Source organism: Gordonia sp. GN26 (assembly GCF_054823965.1).
In genome coordinates this window covers 1-15,358 of sequence record NZ_JSYC01000032.1, presented here as the reverse complement: position 1 = coordinate 15,358, position 15,358 = coordinate 1, and the positions used below count along the sequence as shown (strand labels likewise).

At 67.9% G+C, this 15,358-nt stretch carries 15 protein-coding genes and 5 tRNA genes; 12 read left to right on the top strand and 8 right to left on the bottom strand.

The annotated features are described in order from the left end of the window. A partial coding sequence (locus OK17_RS09375) for an AMP-binding protein (RefSeq protein WP_461417288.1) occupies nt 1–805 on the top strand: 805 nt, incomplete at its 5' end. A gap of 16 nt (nt 806–821) precedes the next feature. Here the strand turns inward: OK17_RS09375 and OK17_RS09370 are convergent. The 7 genes from OK17_RS09370 to OK17_RS09340 all read right to left on the bottom strand — a co-directional run bounded on the left by OK17_RS09370 (nt 822) and on the right by OK17_RS09340 (nt 4,651). Beyond that, nucleotides 822–2,465, bottom strand: a complete 1,644-nt coding sequence (locus OK17_RS09370; protein ID WP_461417287.1) for an ABC transporter permease — start codon at nt 2,463–2,465, stop codon at nt 822–824. An 18-nt stretch (nt 2,466–2,483) separates the two neighbouring features. Then, entirely contained in the window at nt 2,484–3,362 is an 879-nt protein-coding gene (locus tag OK17_RS09365; RefSeq protein WP_232719399.1) for an ABC transporter ATP-binding protein, read from the bottom strand. An 82-nt stretch (nt 3,363–3,444) separates the two neighbouring features. Continuing rightward, entirely contained in the window at nt 3,445–4,074 is a 630-nt protein-coding gene (locus tag OK17_RS09360) for a hypothetical protein (protein WP_461417286.1), read from the bottom strand. Between the two features lie 162 nt (nt 4,075–4,236). Continuing rightward, nucleotides 4,237–4,309 (bottom strand) — tRNA-Gly (locus tag OK17_RS09355). 73 nt (nt 4,310–4,382) lie between these two features. Continuing rightward, nucleotides 4,383–4,457 (bottom strand) — tRNA-Val (locus OK17_RS09350). Nucleotides 4,458–4,481: 24 nt separating this feature from the next. Then, nucleotides 4,482–4,555: transfer RNA gene (locus OK17_RS09345), tRNA-Cys, on the bottom strand. Between the two features lie 23 nt (nt 4,556–4,578). Then, nucleotides 4,579–4,651: transfer RNA gene (locus OK17_RS09340), tRNA-Gly, on the bottom strand. A gap of 253 nt (nt 4,652–4,904) precedes the next feature. Between OK17_RS09340 and OK17_RS09335 the strand changes: the two genes are divergently transcribed. Both OK17_RS09335 and OK17_RS09330 read left to right on the top strand, forming a co-directional pair. Continuing rightward, nucleotides 4,905–4,976 (top strand) — tRNA-Val (locus OK17_RS09335). 136 nt (nt 4,977–5,112) lie between these two features. Continuing rightward, nucleotides 5,113–6,486, top strand: coding sequence for a glycosyltransferase 87 family protein (locus tag OK17_RS09330; RefSeq protein WP_461417285.1), 1,374 nt, complete (start codon nt 5,113–5,115; stop codon nt 6,484–6,486). Nucleotides 6,487–6,501: 15 nt separating this feature from the next. Here OK17_RS09330 and OK17_RS09325 read toward each other — a convergent pair whose 3' ends face one another. After that, nucleotides 6,502–7,542 carry an aldo/keto reductase gene (locus OK17_RS09325; RefSeq protein WP_461417284.1) on the bottom strand — a complete coding sequence of 347 codons (1,041 nt, stop codon included), beginning with the start codon at nt 7,540–7,542 and terminating at the stop codon, nt 6,502–6,504. A gap of 127 nt (nt 7,543–7,669) precedes the next feature. Here OK17_RS09325 and OK17_RS09320 point away from each other — a divergent pair, with 127 nt between their 5' ends. From OK17_RS09320 to OK17_RS09280, 9 genes are all read left to right on the top strand, one after another. Continuing rightward, nucleotides 7,670–8,224, top strand: a complete 555-nt coding sequence (locus tag OK17_RS09320; protein WP_232719395.1) for a TetR/AcrR family transcriptional regulator — start codon at nt 7,670–7,672, stop codon at nt 8,222–8,224. An 82-nt stretch (nt 8,225–8,306) separates the two neighbouring features. Beyond that, complete coding sequence (locus tag OK17_RS09315) at nt 8,307–8,729, top strand: TIGR02611 family protein (RefSeq protein ID WP_461417283.1); 423 nt, start codon at nt 8,307–8,309, stop codon at nt 8,727–8,729. Between the two features lie 137 nt (nt 8,730–8,866). Next, nucleotides 8,867–10,942 (top strand): threonine--tRNA ligase, encoded by a 2,076-nt coding sequence (gene thrS / locus OK17_RS09310; RefSeq protein WP_461417282.1) that lies wholly within the window; start codon nt 8,867–8,869, stop codon nt 10,940–10,942. Then, nucleotides 10,935–11,483, top strand: a complete 549-nt coding sequence (locus tag OK17_RS09305; RefSeq protein WP_461417281.1) for an ATP adenylyltransferase — start codon at nt 10,935–10,937, stop codon at nt 11,481–11,483. The genes thrS and OK17_RS09305 overlap by 8 nt, the downstream gene beginning before the upstream one ends. Before the next feature lie 15 nt (nt 11,484–11,498). Next, complete coding sequence (pgsA, locus tag OK17_RS09300) at nt 11,499–12,206, top strand: phosphatidylinositol phosphate synthase (RefSeq protein WP_232719391.1); 708 nt, start codon at nt 11,499–11,501, stop codon at nt 12,204–12,206. Further along, nucleotides 12,203–13,129: a phosphatidylinositol mannoside acyltransferase gene (locus tag OK17_RS09295; RefSeq protein ID WP_461417280.1), complete on the top strand. Its 927-nt coding sequence runs from the start codon at nt 12,203–12,205 to the stop codon at nt 13,127–13,129. Before pgsA ends, OK17_RS09295 begins: the two co-directional genes overlap by 4 nt. Next, the gene (locus OK17_RS09290) at nt 13,126–14,250 is read left to right on the top strand and encodes a glycosyltransferase family 4 protein (RefSeq protein ID WP_232719389.1); all 1,125 of its coding nucleotides are present in this window, start codon (nt 13,126–13,128) and stop codon (nt 14,248–14,250) included. Before OK17_RS09295 ends, OK17_RS09290 begins: the two co-directional genes overlap by 4 nt. Then, nucleotides 14,250–14,738, top strand: a complete 489-nt coding sequence (locus OK17_RS09285) for a LemA family protein (protein WP_006866376.1) — start codon at nt 14,250–14,252, stop codon at nt 14,736–14,738. The genes OK17_RS09290 and OK17_RS09285 overlap by 1 nt, the downstream gene beginning before the upstream one ends. Nucleotides 14,739–14,851: 113 nt before the next feature. Next, on the top strand, nt 14,852–15,358 hold a 507-nt coding region (locus OK17_RS09280; RefSeq protein WP_461417279.1), incomplete at its 3' end, for a beta/alpha barrel domain-containing protein.

Here is a 15,358-nt window from a genome sequence, read left to right as displayed (position 1 = left end):
GACGATGGCCTACATCGCGCCGCCGGTCGCGGTGGCGCTGGCCAAGCATCCGATCGTGGACAACTATGACCTGTCCTCGCTGCACACGATGATGTCGGGTGCGGCGCCGCTCGACGACGAGCTCGGTCAGGCCGTCGCCAAGCGGCTGGATCTGCACATGCTGCAGGGCTACGGCATGAGTGAGCTGTCCCCGGTGTCGCACATCATCCCGTTCGACACCCAGGCCGCGCTGGGACGTGAGGACCCGCCGTTGTCGTCGACGGGCTGGCCGGTGCCGAACACGGTGAACAAGGTCGTCGATCCCGCCACCGGTGAGGACATCTCGCTTCCGCAGGAAGGGCTCTCGGAGCCGGGTGAGCTGTGGGTGAAGGGGCCGAACGTGATGCCCGGCTACCTCAACAACGAGCAGGCGACCGCCGACACCATCGACGCCGACGGCTTTCTGCACACCGGCGACATGGCGCAGGTCGACCCGACCGGTTGTGTCTACATCGTGGATCGGTTGAAGGAGCTCATCAAGTACAAGGGCTACCAGGTGCCGCCGGCGGAGTTGGAGGCGTTGCTGTTGACGCATGACAAGATCGCCGACTCGGCGGTCATCGGTGTGATCGATGCGGAGTCGGGGGAGGAGATCCCCAAGGCGTTCGTCGTCAAGCAGCCCGAGGCCGAGCTGACCGAGGACGAGGTGATGGAGTTCGTGGCGTCGAAGGTGGCCCCGCACAAGAAGGTTCGTGCGGTGGAGTTCATCGATGCGATCCCGAAGTCGGCGTCGGGCAAGATCCTCCGCAAGGACCTGCGCAAGTAGGAGGCCGGAGCAGCGTCTACCCCAGGTCGCGACGGGCCAGTCCGACGAAGCCGACCGCCGGCGCGACAGCGGCGAGAGCCGTGACGGTGAGGATGCCACCCGCCGTCACGGCGTCGAGCGGGGCCTGCGGGAGATGCTGGAACGGTGACGCCGCGCGCGTCCACTCCGGCAGGTCGAACGATTCGGCGAGGATCTCGGCGACCAGGCAGTACGCGAAGTACGTCCAGGCGATGGCCGCGGCGGCCCTGGGTAGTGACCCGACGCAGGCCACTGCGACCGAGACGATCAACCAGACCGCGGGGACGTACACCGTCGCCGCGGCGAGCAGACGCGGGACCTGCCCGAGATCGTCGACGGTCAATCCGTAGGTGAGACCCTCGCCGATCGCACCCGCGGCCAGGACGATCGCAGTGCCGCCGAGTGCCATCGCGACGTGGCCGCCGAACCAGGACAGCCGGTTGGTGTTCGCTGCCACGACCGACTCGGCCAGTTCGGCGGTCTCCTCGCGTCGGGCCCGCAACGCGCTGTTGACGCCGTACCCGGCTGACAGAAGAGCGGCGATCGTGAGGGTCAGCGCGAGGTACGCGTCCACGGCGTCTTCGGCGCCGCCGGGCAGGAACTCCGCGATCTGCGGGTTGTCCTCGATGAAGTCGGTGATCGCGTTCCCGAACGATCCGTATGCCGCCGACAGCACGAAAACCCCGGTGGCCCAGGCGACTGTCGACCCGCGGTGCAGCCGCCAGGCGAGTCCCGTCGTCGAGGTCAGGAGCCATGACGCCTCCGCGCGCCCGGCGCGGTTGCCGAAGATCCCCGCGCCGAAGTCGCGGTGTTCGGAGACGGCCACCGCCACTGCGACGGTGAGCAGAGACGCCACGAGCGGCATCAGAAGCGGCCACCAGGTGTCGTCGACGTACGGGAATGTGCGCAGGCCCCAGCCGATGGGGGAGAGCCACGACGCGAACCCGTTACCCACATCGCCCACTGCGCGGAGGACGTACGCCAACCCGAGCATGGCGGTGATGGATCCGTAGACGCTACGCGGGTTCTCGAAGATCTGGGCGGCGAGCGCGGTGAGCGTCGCGAACGTGAGACCCACCCCGGCCAGCGCCGCACCGAAGAGGATCGAGCCCCCGAGCGGAAGACCGGTGGCGGTGGCGGTGACCGCGACGGCGATGCCGGCGGTGAGGTTCGCGACGGTCGCGAGGGCGAGGGCTGTGGCGACCGGGGCATCGCGGCCGACTCGCGTCGACCGTAGGAGTTCGGCGCGTCCGTTCTCTTCGTCGGTGCGGGTGTGGCGACCCACGAGGAACATCGACATGAGACCGAGAACGATTGCGGCATAGCCGAATATCTCGAACACCGCCTCGCCGCCGATGGTGGCGAGCAGCTCTTCGGGTCCGCTGAGCGCGATGACCGCCGGACTCCCGCCGATGGTCTCGCGCAGCGCCGCGAGCTTCGCCGGGGTGTCGTAGAGGTTCTGACTGGCGACGGCCTGGAATCCCACCAGCGCGGCGGTTCCGCCGATCCACGCGATGAGGGCGACCCGTTCGCGCCGGAGGTAGAACCTCAGGAGTGTGCACAGACCCGTGGCGTCGGCACTCCGGCCGGCACTTCTCGCCGAGGTCGGCTCCGCGATCTGCACCGTCTCGATGTCCGCCATCGGAAGTCTCCGCAGACCTCAGTCGCCGTAGTGTCGGAGGAAGATGTCCTCCAGAGTCGGTGGGGCGCTGGCCAGATCGCGGACGCCGAGGGTGGCGAGTTCGCGGACCACGGTGTCGAGGGCGGCGGCGTCGACGGTGCAGCGGATGCGGTGTCCGTCGCGGATCAGGTCGTGTACACCCGGGACGCCGTCGAGGGCGGCGGGATCGTGGGCGGTCTCGGCACTGACCTCGAGGCGGCCGAGATGACGCAGGTCGGACAACGACCCGCTGTCCACTGTCCGGCCCGCGCGGATGAGGGTGACCCGGTCGCAGAGCGCCTCGACCTGGGCCAGGATGTGACTCGACAGGAGAACAGTGCGCCCGCTGCGGCGTTCGTCCTCGATGCACCGCTGGAACTCGGCCTCTTTCAGCGGATCGAGGCCGGAGGTCGGCTCGTCGAGAAGTAGGAGTTCGGCATCGGAGGCCAGGGCCGCGATCAGCGCGACCTTTTGCCGATTGCCCTTGGAGTAGGTGCGCGACTTCTTGCGCGGGTCGAGTTCGAAACGCTCGATCAACTCGTCACGACGACGTCGATCGCGGTCTCCGCGGAGGTTGCACAGCAGATCGATGATCTCACCGCCGGTGACACCCGGCCAGAGATTCACCTCGCCGGGCACATACGCGATCCGTCCGTGCAGATTCACGTTGTCGCGCCAGGGATCTCGACCCAGAACGCGGACAACGCCCGAGTCTCCTCGCAGCAACCCGAGCAGAACCCGGATGGTGGTGGTCTTGCCCGCGCCGTTGGGTCCCAGGAAGCCGTGGACCTCGCCCCCGGCGACGGTCAGGTCGAACCCGTCGAGGGCCCTGACATGGCCGAACGACTTGGCCAGCTCCTGGATCTCGATCGCGGGCACATTCCCAGACTAAGACCGCTGGGCGCCCCGATCGCGGGGCCGAAAGTCACCTGATTCCGGCCCCGCGAACCTTGCGATTGACTCAGCTGGAACCGAACAGGCCGTCGAGTGAGCCGCCGCCACCGCCGCCACCGCCGCCACCGCCGGCGCAGCCGGTCACGGTCACGTGATGCCAGTTGCGGTCTCCGAGCCACTCGGGGCCGCCGTCACCGAGATTTCCGGGCGGGCCGAGGACCATTCGGTAGGCGACGTCATGCGTCGCGGCCTCCGGATTCGGCAGCGGTGGGTTGTAGGGGGAGTCGTTGAGGTTCTTCAGATCTTTGATGTAACTGACGGTCGACACGGGACGGTCTTTCACCATCCAGATGTTGTCCGGGGCGTTCGCACCCATGGAGCCTTCGTCATCCGGCCACCTCGGGTAGTCCTCGACGGTCGTGTGCATCCCACCGGTCCGGCCGACCTGGAAGTCGGCGTAGTCGACGTCGCGCAGAGGCTCGTCGTCGATGCGCCAGTCGAGCGTGTAGGACGTGATGTTGGTTTCGTTCGTCAGGGTGAACTTCACCTTGCAGTTGCCGAGGTTCTCCGCCCAGAACTGGACGGGACCCGTTCGCTGACCGTTGTCGGCTGCCTGCGCGACACCGGGTGCGATGGAGAATGCGAGTCCCGCGGCGGCGACTGACGCCAACCCGGTCACCATTGCCCGTTTGATCATTACCTCACCTGTTCCTTCCAGCCCGACCCGGTTCCGGACGCTAGGGACGGGTCAAATGTCCAATTCTGAGATCTGGATCACCTGGCACGGATTTGCCGCCAACAGGCTCGGGGAAGGCACAGAAAAGCCCCGGTCTGGGGGACCGGGGCTTTCCGTTCTGCGAGCGGATGACGGGATTCGAACCCGCGACCCTCACCTTGGCAAGGTGATGCGCTACCAGCTGCGCTACATCCGCGTGCCGCGAGCGATGCTGCTGCTCGCGTGGCCAAGAGAAAGCCCCGGTCGGGGACCGGGGCTGACTTCTCTCGTGGTGCGCGATACAAGGATTGAACTTGTGACCTCTTCCGTGTCAGGGAAGCGCTCTCCCACTGAGCTAATCGCGCGGGACTGTGTTGAGTTGTGATGCGTGGAGGTGGCGACGGGAATCGAACCCGTGTACACGGCTTTGCAGGCCGTTGCCTCACCACTCGGCCACACCACCAGATGCGAGGTCGACTCGCGCCGAGCGGATGACGGGATTCGAACCCGCGACCCTCACCTTGGCAAGGTGATGCGCTACCAGCTGCGCTACATCCGCATGCCCACGAGCGATCTTGTGGATCTTGCTGCTCGCGGTGCGAAGAGAAACTTACGCGATCGATTCCGAACTTTACAAATCGGCAGGTCAGGGGGTTGCGGAACGGCGAATTCCCAGCGTGTGATTACCGGAGGCCGCCGATTCCGGGTGCTGTGACGTGGGGCACGTCCGTGATTTGGGAACTCTGGGCAAGCCGTGTAATCTTCTGGCTCGTGCGCAGGCGCCCCTGTCACAGACTTCAGGCGCCCGACACGGTCCCGTGGCTCAGTGGAAGAGCGTCCCGTTCACACCGGGAAGGTCGCTGGTTCGATCCCAGCCGGGACCACTGAGGAAAGCCCCGCCGATGACTTCGGCGGGGCTTTTCGCTTGCTGGGTGCTTTTCGATGCGAATCGGCAACGACTCGTGAACCCACCGGCGTTTCTCGTGACCTGGATCACAGCTCGGGCGTAATCTCGCCCGCGTGCCGGCACCGACTGTCCACTCGCGTCCCATCCCGACGTGGGTGCTCGTGCTGGCCGGGATCGCGGCGCTTGGCGTGATCGTCTGGCACATCACCGCTTTTCCGATCACCAATCCGTTCTACGGGCTGTTCGAGAATGCGACCGACGTCCGCGTCTACCGTGCGGGTGCCGATACCGTGCTCGACTCACGTCCCCTCTACGAGGCGCCGGTGTTGTGGCGCCTGCACTTCACGTATCCGCCGTTCGCGGCGATCGCTTTCGTCCCGCTGGCCGTCCTGGGTGCCGGCGTCGCCAACATCGTCTGGTGGGCAATCGGTTTCACGGTGCTCGTCGCGGTGGTGGCGCTGGGTACGCGCAGCCTGGGTTACCGGTGGGATGCCCGCCTGGCCGGGTTCGCGGTGCTGTTCTCCGTCGCGGTGACCGCAGTCGAGCCCGTGCGGACCACCATCTGGCTCGGCCAGGTCAATCTCGTGATCATGGCGCTGATCCTGACCGACCTGGTGTTCCTGCGCGCCGACTCGCGGTGGCGGGGGATCGCAATCGGGATCGCCGCCGGACTCAAGCTGATGCCGCTGTTCGCTGTCATCTACCTGCTCCTCACCCGGCAGTGGCGCGCGGCGGCCACCGCGATCATCACCTTCGGTGGCACGGTTGCAATCGGGTTTCTCGTCATCGGGTCGGATGCGCGGGCGTACTGGGCTCGTCACCTGTTCGACTCCGCCCGCATCGGCCGTGCCGATTCGCCTGCCAACCAGTCGGTCCGCGGATTCGGGTCGCAGATGCTGGCGCACCTCGATGTCCGGCGGTTCACCCATCCCGGCCCGGGTGGGCCGGTCTTCGAGGCGCCGTCGTGGTTGTGGGTCCCCGCGGCACTGGTGGTCGCGGTACTCGGTCTGTGGGCCGCGGTTGTCGCCCGGCGGATGTCGCAAGCGCTCCTGGCCGCGACGATCGTGGGGATGACGATGTGTGCGGTGTCGCCGTTCGCGTGGGGGCACCACTGGGTGTGGTGCGTGCCGTTGCTGCTGGTGACCTTCGACCTCGCCCTGCGTCACGGCGGCTCGCGGTGGTCCTGGTGGTACTGGCTCGTGCCTGCCGGCGTCGTCGCGCTGACCTTCACCTGGTGGCGGCACTGGTGGGACAGCGGGCCGTATCTGACATCGGATCACGCGATCTCGCTGGGGCTGTTCATGATGCCGAGGGCAACCGACCCGGGCCCGGTCGGCCACGCACTGGTCCTCCTCTACGCCGGCTGTTACCCGTTGATGCTCGCAGTGACCGTCGTGGCGACCCTGCTGGCCGGGCGTCGGAAACGGGATCGCCGACCTCCCGTTGACGAGTCGCTCGGCCCGGAGGACGTCGTCGCGGTCGCCTGAGGGGCCGGTGGTCCGTCAGGCCGCCGTCGCGGGAGACGCGGCGCGATTGCCGTCGGCGCGTCGGCGAAGTGCCGGATCGTGGAGTGCCGGCGGGTCGTAAGCCATGTCGAGTCGTCCCACATCGGTGCCCGGTTCGACGATCCGGTCGATCTCGTCGAGGATGTCGTCGCCGAGCGCCAGGCCGGCACCCGCGAGATAGTCGTCGAGGTGGGCCATCGTGCGTGGTCCGAGGATGGCCGAGGTCACGCCGGGATGGGCGATGGTGAAGGCGATGGCCAGGTGGGTGAGTTTGATGCCGGACTGCTCGGCGAGCGAGATGAGCCGTTCGACGACATCGATGCGGCGTTCGTCGCTGAGGTGGGTGAACCGCTGTGCCCGTCGCAGGTCGATGGGCTGGCCCTTGCGCACGCGGCCGGTGAGCAACCCCTGGGCGAGGGGACTCCACACCAGCACCCCCATGCCGTGTTGTTCTGCCACGGGGAGGATCTCGCGTTCGATCCCGCGGTCGAGGATCGAGTAGTTCGGCTGCTCGGTGCTCGGGGACTCCAGGCCGCGTTCGCGCGCCAACCACTGCGCTTCGACCATGTCGGAGGCGAGGAAGGCAGAGGTGCCGAAGGCGCGGATCTTGCCGGCACGGACGAGATCGGTGAGGGCGGAGAGGGTCTCACCGAGATCGGTCGACGGATCGGGGCGGTGCATCTGATAGAGGTCGATGTGGTCGGTGCCCAGGCGTCGTAGGGAGTTCTCGACGGCGGTCGTGATCCATCGACGGGAACCGCCTCGCCGGTTCGGGTCGTCGCCCATCGGCAGGCCGAACTTGGTCGCGATGACCAGGTCGTCGCGGCGCCCCTTGATGGCCTTGCCGACGATTTCCTCCGACTCGCCACCGGAATACATGTCGGCCGTGTCGATGACGTTGATGCCGGCGTCGAGTGCCTTGTGGATGATGCGGATCGAGTCCGCGTGGTCGGGGTTGCCGGCCTGGCCGAACATCATCGCGCCCAGTGCATACGGGCTGACCTGGATTCCGGTTCGACCCAACGTGCGGTGCTGCATGTCGCTCTCCTTGTCCGCACCCGGTGGGATGCTGTGCGACGATAGAAGTGGAATGTTGTCCCGATTAACGATATGGGACAGTGTCCCACTTATCAACCCGGAGATCTGACAGCGAGGACACAGGCCCATGCCCCGTGCTGATGCCCAGCGCAACGTCGATGCCCTGCTGGCTGCGGCGAAAGAGGAGTTCGCCGCTCACGGAGTGGATGTCAGCGTGCGGTCGATCGCCGCACGCGCCGGCGTCGGAACCGCGACGCTGTACCGGCACTTCCCGCTGCGCTCCGACCTCGTCGCCGCGGTCTTCCGTCACGAACTGGATGAGTGTGTGGCCGCCGCGGGTCCGCTCGCGGAGCAGTACGCGCCGGGGGAGGCCCTCGAGATGTGGGTGCAGAGGTACCGCGAGTTCCTGCAGACCAAACGCGGTCTCGCGAGCGCGCTGCACTCGGGCGATCCCGCGTACTCGTCCCTCCCGGAGTACTTCCATTCCCACGCGGCGCCCGCGCTCGGTGCGCTGCTGGAGAATGCGGCGAACGCAGGTGAGATTCGCGCGGACGTCGCAGTCGCCCCGCTGGACCTGCTCGGGGCGATCGCGAACCTGTGTGTCCCGTTTCCCGGCAGCGACAGCGAGACCGCGACCCGACTGGTCGCGCTGCTGCTGGACGGGCTCCGGTACCGCGCGTAGGAATGCGTGCCCGGGCGTACACGCCTGCCTTCGGTAGCCTGGACCCGACTTTTGACATTGACGGGTCCGATGTAGGGGGAACATGGCGGAGTCGTGGTGGAAGCGCCTGCGGGTCCGCGCGCGTCATCGCCGGTACGTGGTGAGGTCCAATCCGCGCTGGCATCGCGTATACCGCATCGCGGTCGCCGTCGTCGGCACGATCGTGTTGCTGTGCGGCATCGTCACCATCCCGTACCCGGGGCCCGGTTGGCTCATCGTCTTCCTCGGCCTCGGGATCCTGGCGTCGGAATTCGACTGGGCTCACCGGCTCCTCAAGTTCGCCCGGGCGAAGTACGACGCCTGGATGGAGTGGATCGGCCGGCAGCACTGGTCGGTGCAATCGGTGTTCTGGATCGGCACCTTCGTCATCGTCGTGGGAACGCTCTGGCTCCTGGGAGCACTGCACACGGCGGCCGGCTGGGTGAACCTCGACTATCAGTGGCTCGCCAGCCCCATCTTCTCCTGATCGGCTTTCCCGGGCCGCGCCGCGCGCCGGGAGAGGAGGGGTACGGCCGGTCGGGATGACACGCGGATACCATCGGAGTCGCAAACGTCCGCCCGGACGCGTACTTCGCGTGTCCGAAACTATACGAGGAGCGTCCCGTGCCCGACGACGTCCAGGTGACCAGCCCAGCCACGATCCGTGTGCCGGCTGGAACTACCGCGGGCACCGCACTCCGTGACCACGACCTGCCCAACAAGGGCCCTGAGGCGATCGTCGTGGTCCGCGACGCCTCCGGCGACCTGCGCGACCTGTCCTGGGCGCCCGCCGAGGACGCCGAGGTCGAGCCCGTGGCGGCCAACACCGAGGCCGGACGCAGCGTCATCCGGCACTCGTGCGCGCATGTGCTCGCGCAGGCGGTCCAGGACCTGTTCCCCGACGCCAAGCTGGGCATCGGCCCGCCCATCAAGGACGGCTTCTACTACGACTTCGATGTCGCCGAACCCTTCACGCCCGAGGACCTCAAGGCCCTCGAGAAGAAGATGAAGCAGATCATCAAGTCCGGTCAACGTTTCTCGCGCCGCGTCTACGAGTCGAAGGACGAGGCACGCGTCGAGTTGGCGAACGAGCCGTTCAAGCTCGAGCTGATCGACGACAAGGGCGCCGCCGACGACGCCGAGGTGATGGAGGTCGGCGGTGGCGAGCTGTCCGTCTACGACAACCTCAACCCGCGTACCGGCGAACGCATCTGGTGCGATCTGTGCCGCGGCCCGCACGTGCCGACCACCAAGTACATCGCCGCGTTCAAGCTGACCCGCTCGTCGGCCGCCTACTGGCGCGGCGACCAGGACAACGCCGACCTCCAGCGCGTCTACGGCACCGCGTGGGAGTCCGCGGAGGCCCTCGACACCCATCTCGAGCTGCTCGCCGAGGCGGAGAAGCGCGACCACCGCAAGCTCGGCGCCGAACTCGACCTGTTCAGTTTCCCCGACGAACTCGGCTCGGGCCTGCCGGTCTTCCATCCCAAGGGCGGCATCATCCGCAAGGAGATGGAGGACTATTCACGGGCACGCCACGTCGCCGCGGGGTATGAGTTCGTCAACACGCCGCACATCACCAAGGGACACCTCTACGAGGTCTCCGGTCACCTCGACTGGTACCGCGACGGGATGTTCCCGCCCATGCACGTCGACGCCGACATCGACGAGAACGGCGAGGTGCGCAAGCCCGGCCAGGATTACTACCTGAAGCCGATGAACTGCCCGATGCACAACCTGATCTTCCGTGGCCGCGGGCGTTCGTATCGTGAACTGCCGCTACGGATGTTCGAGTTCGGATCGGTCTATCGCTACGAGAAGTCCGGCGTGATCCACGGCCTCACCCGGGTGCGCGGCATGACGCAGGACGATGCGCACATCTACTGCACCCGCGAGCAGATGCGCGACGAGCTGACGTCGATCCTCAACTTCGTCCTGGGCCTGCTCAAGGACTACGGCCTCGACGACTTCTACCTCGAACTGTCGACCAAGGACCCGAAGAAGTTCGTCGGCTCCGACGAGGTGTGGGAAGAGGCGACCAACACGCTCGCCGAGGTCGCCGAGGCCTCGGGCCTCGACCTCGTGCCCGATCCGGGCGGCGCCGCGTTCTACGGACCGAAGATCTCGGTGCAGGCCAGGGATGCGCTCGGCCGCACCTGGCAGATGTCGACGATCCAGCTCGACTTCAACCTGCCGGAGCGCTTCGAACTGGAGTACACCGGCCCCGACGGCACCAAGCAGCGCCCGGTGATGATCCACCGCGCCCTGTTCGGGTCCATCGAGCGGTTCTTCGGCGTGCTCACCGAGCACTATGCGGGCGCCTTCCCGGCCTGGCTGTCGCCGGTCCAGGTGATGGGCATCCCGGTCGCCGACGCATTCGCCGATCACCTGCAGGGTGTCGTCGACGCGCTGCGTGCCGCCGGTGTCCGCGCCGAGGTCGACCATTCCGACGACCGCATGCAGAAGAAGATCCGCAACCACACCACCGGCAAGGTGCCGTTCATGCTGCTCGCCGGCGAACGCGACGTCGAGGCGCACGCCGTGAGCTTCCGGTTCCGCGACGGTTCGCAGATCAACGGTGTCCCGGTGGGTGCCGCGATCGCGGCCATCACCGACTGGGTGGGCAGCAGGCGCAACGAGTCGCCGACCAAGGAACTCCTGGAGGCGAAGCTCGGCACCGTGGGGGCCGTCGATGACTGAGGCACGCGGCGAGATCCGCGACGAGGGCGTCGGGGTCGGGAATCGTCTGGAGCGGCTGTGGAGTCCGCACCGGATGACCTACATCGCCGACCCGCAGCCGGCGGCCAAGACCGGCCACCCCTTCCTCGACATCCCGACGATGTCCGACGAGGACGGGCTGATCGTCGCGCGCGGCGAGTCGGTGTACGCGGTGCTCAACCTGTACCCGTACAACCCCGGGCACACGATGGTGGTCCCGTACCGCCAGGTCGCCGACCTCGAGGATCTGACGCCCGCCGAGTCGTCCGAGCTGATGGCGTTCACCCAGCGGATGATCCGCACGATCAAGGCGGTCTCGAATCCGAATGCCTTCAACGTGGGACTCAACCTGGGCTATGCCGCCGGCGGCTCGTTGTCGGAGCACCTGCACCAGCACATCGTGCCCCGCTGGATGGGCGACGCGAACTTCATCACCATCGTCGGCGAGACCAAGGTGATGCCGCAGCTGCTGCGCGACACCCGGGGACTGCTCGCCGAGGCGTGGCAGCGTCTCGATGACTGAGGGGGGAGCTCGCGGATGCTGAGCATTCTGGGTCGGGCGTCGGTCTCGAAGGTGACGTTGCCGATGGGGCGGGCGCTGCTGCGCACCGGCCTCACGCCGGACAGCATGACCGTGATCGGGACCGTGGCGAGCGTGGCGGCCGCGCTCACGCTGTTCCCGATGGGGCACCTGTTCGTGGGCACCCTGGTCATCTGGCTGTTCGTCATGTTCGACATGCTCGACGGTGCGATGGCCCGCGCCCGCGGCGGCGGGACGCGCTTCGGCGCGGTGCTCGACGCCACCTGTGACCGCATCGCCGACGGCGCGATCTTCGCCGGTCTCGTGTGGTGGTGCACCGTCACCGAACCCCACCGCCTGCTCCTGATCGCGACCCTGATCTGCCTGGTCACCTCGCAGGTGATCTCGTACGCGAAGGCCCGCGCCGAGGCGAGCGGCCTCTACGGCGACGGCGGCCTCATCGAGCGCCCCGACCGGCTCATCATCGTGCTCGTCGGTACCGGCCTCACCGGCCTCGGCCTGCCGTGGGCGGTCCACGTGGCCATGTGGCTGCTCGCCGTCGGCAGTGTGATCACCGTCGGCCAGCGCATGTGGTCGATCTCGAACTCGCCGGGTGCGCGCGACCTGATCCCGCTGAAGGCAGAACCCGAGTCCGCCGATTCCGCGTCTGCCGATTCCGGCCCCGCCGACACCGACGGCCCGACCCCGCCCGCCGAGTCACGATGACCGACCTCGCCGCACTCGCCGCCGACCTGGGGTACCGGGCCGGCTGGGCGGCGGTGCGGTACGCGCCGGAGCGTGCCGCCCGCACCGTGTTCGACCGCGCCGCAGGAGTCGCCGGACGCCGCAACGGCGGTCCGGAACAGTTGCGCCGCAACCTGGCCCGGGTGATCGGGGTCGCCGACCCCGCCGACGTGCCCGACGAGTTGGTCGCAGATGCGGTGCGTTCCTATGCGCGGTACTGGTGCGAGGCCTTCCGGTTGCCCGCCCAGGACCGAGCGACCGTGGCGTCGACCGGGAACCTGCCCGAGGCCGACCACACCCGACTCGACGCCGCCGTGTCGCGGGGTAAGGGCGTGGTGCTCGCCCTGCCGCACACCGGTAACTGGGACATGGCCGGCGTCTGGCTGGTCCAGCACTACGGGAAGTTCGCGACGGTCGCCGAACGGCTCAAGCCGGAGTCGCTGTTCAACCGGTTCGTCGAGTACCGCGAGTCGCTGGGGTTCGAGATCTTCCCGCTCAGCGGTGGTGAGCAGCCGCCGTTCGGGGTGCTCGCCGACCGTCTGCGGGCCGGTGGGATCGTCTGCCTGCTGGGGGAGCGCGACCTCGCCCGCCATGGCGTACCGGTCACCTTCTTCGGTGAACGCACCCGGATGCCGGCCGGATCGGCGCGGCTGGCGATCGAGACCGGCGCGGCCCTGTTCCCGGCCCACCACTGGTTCGAGGAGGCGCCCTACTCGTCGATGAGCGTCGGCGAGGAGATCGACGTCTCCGGCGGTGTGGAGGCCGCGACCCAGGCGCTCGCCGACGCGTTCGCCGCGAACATCGCCGCACATCCCGCCGACTGGCACATGCTGCAACCGCTCTGGGAAGCCGACTGGACCGATCGGCAGAAGGCACGGATGAACGGAACCGGGGGAGCTGCATGAGAATCGGGATGATCTGCCCTTATTCGTTCGACGTCCCCGGCGGTGTGCAGGCGCACGTCACCGAACTCGCACACGTCTTCATCGACCGCGGTCACGAGGTCAGCGTCCTCGCCCCGGCGTCGCGCCGCACCGAACTGCCCGAGTACGTCGTGCGTGCCGGGCCGTCGCTGGCCATCCCGTACAACGGGTCGGTGTCGCGGGTGAACTTCAGCCCGAAAGGCTATCTGCGACTGCGTCGTTGGATCGCCGAGAACGGTTTCGACGTCCTGCACGTCCACGAACCCAACTCGCCGTCGATCTCGATGCTCTCGTTGATGGTGGCCTCCGGCCCGATCGTCACGACCTTCCACACCGCGACGTCGAAGTCACTGTGGCTCAGCGCTTTCCAGGGCATCCTGCGCCCCTACCACGAACGTATCGCCGGCAAGATCGCGGTCTCCGAACTGGCCCGGCGCTGGCAGATGGAGTCGCTGGGCTCCGATGCCGTGGAGATCCCCAACGGCATCAACGTCGCCGGCTTCGCCAACGCCAAGCCGCTCGACGGCTACCCGCACCCCGGCGGCACCATCCTGTTCCTCGGCCGCTTCGACGAACCCCGCAAGGGCATCGACATCCTGATGCGCGCGCTGCCGTCCGTGGTGGAGAAGTTCCCGGATGTGCGCGTGCTCGTCGTCGGCGGCGGTAACCAGGCCGCCCTGCGACGGCGTGCGGGAACCCTCGCCGACCACCTCGTCTTCCTGGGGCAGGTCGACGACGCCACCAAGGCGCGCGCCCTGGCCTCCGCCGACGTCTACTGCGCCCCCAACCTCGGTGGCGAGAGCTTCGGCATCGTCCTCGTCGAGGCGATGGCCGCCGGTGCCGCAGTGATCGCCAGCTCGCTGAACGCCTTCCGGCGCGTCCTCGACGACGGCCGGGCGGGCAAGCTCGTCGACACCGGTTCGCCGGATCAGCTCGCGGCGGGCATCATCTCGCTGCTCTCCGACGACGAGGCGCGCGAGCAGCTCGTCGCCCGGGGACGTGTGCGCGCCGACAAATACGACTGGTCACGCGTGGCCGACCAGATCCTCCGCGTCTACGACACCGTGACCGTCGGTGCCGGCCCGGTGGTGGTGTCGGACTGATGGCGACCTGGATCGTCCTCGGGATCGTCGCGGTCCTGCTGGCCGTCGGCTGGGCCTATCACACCGCCAATCGCCTCGACCGCCTCAACGTGCGCGTCGACCTCGCCCGGCAGTCCCTCTACGCCGGTCTCGACCGGCGCGCCGTCGTCGTGCGGGCCATCGCCGCGGAGCTGCCGGGTTCCGAGCTGACCGCACTGGCCGACCGCGCCGAACGGGCAGCGCCCGAGGCACGCGAAGACGCCGAGAACGCGCTGTCGTCGGCGCTGGCCCGCACCGACGCCTCCGGCCGGTCTCCGGCGCTGGTCATCGAGCTCGCCGACGCCGAGACGCGGGTGATGATGGCCCGCCGGTTCTACAACGACGCGGTACGCGACACCCGAGCCCTCGCCGAACGGCGACTGGTCCGGTGGTTGCGGCTGGGCGGCCACGCGTCGCCGCCGACGTACTTCGAGATCATCGAACGCGTCACACCGGGCCAGGGCGAGTGATCCTGGTACCAGGGCATTTCGCCGGCTGACCTAGACTGGTCCCACGCTGCCGCGGGGTCCGCCGAAGGGGGATCGGCTGCGGCACGCCGAGACAGCGACATGAGGAGAAATCAGTGAGTCACAACGGCGCGACCGTTCCCGAGGTCGGACAGGGCACTGCCCGGGTCAAGCGGGGAATGGCCGAAATGCTCAAGGGCGGCGTGATCATGGACGTGGTCACCCCCGAGCAGGCGAAGATCGCCGAGGACGCCGGCGCAGTGGCCGTGATGGCTCTCGAGCGCGTTCCCGCCGACATCCGCGCCCAGGGCGGTGTCTCGCGGATGAGCGATCCGGACATGATCGACGGCATCATCTCGGCCGTCTCGATCCCGGTCATGGCGAAGGCACGCATCGGTCACTTCGTCGAGGCGCAGATCCTGCAGAGCCTGGGCGTGGACTACGTCGACGAGTCCGAGGTCCTGACCCCGGCCGACTACTCCAACCACATCGACAAGTGGGCGTTCACCGTGCCGTTCGTGTGCGGTGCGACCAACCTGGGTGAGGCGCTGCGCCGTATCACCGAGGGTGCGGCGATGATCCGCTCCAAGGGCGAGGCCGGCACCGGTGACGTGTCCAACGCC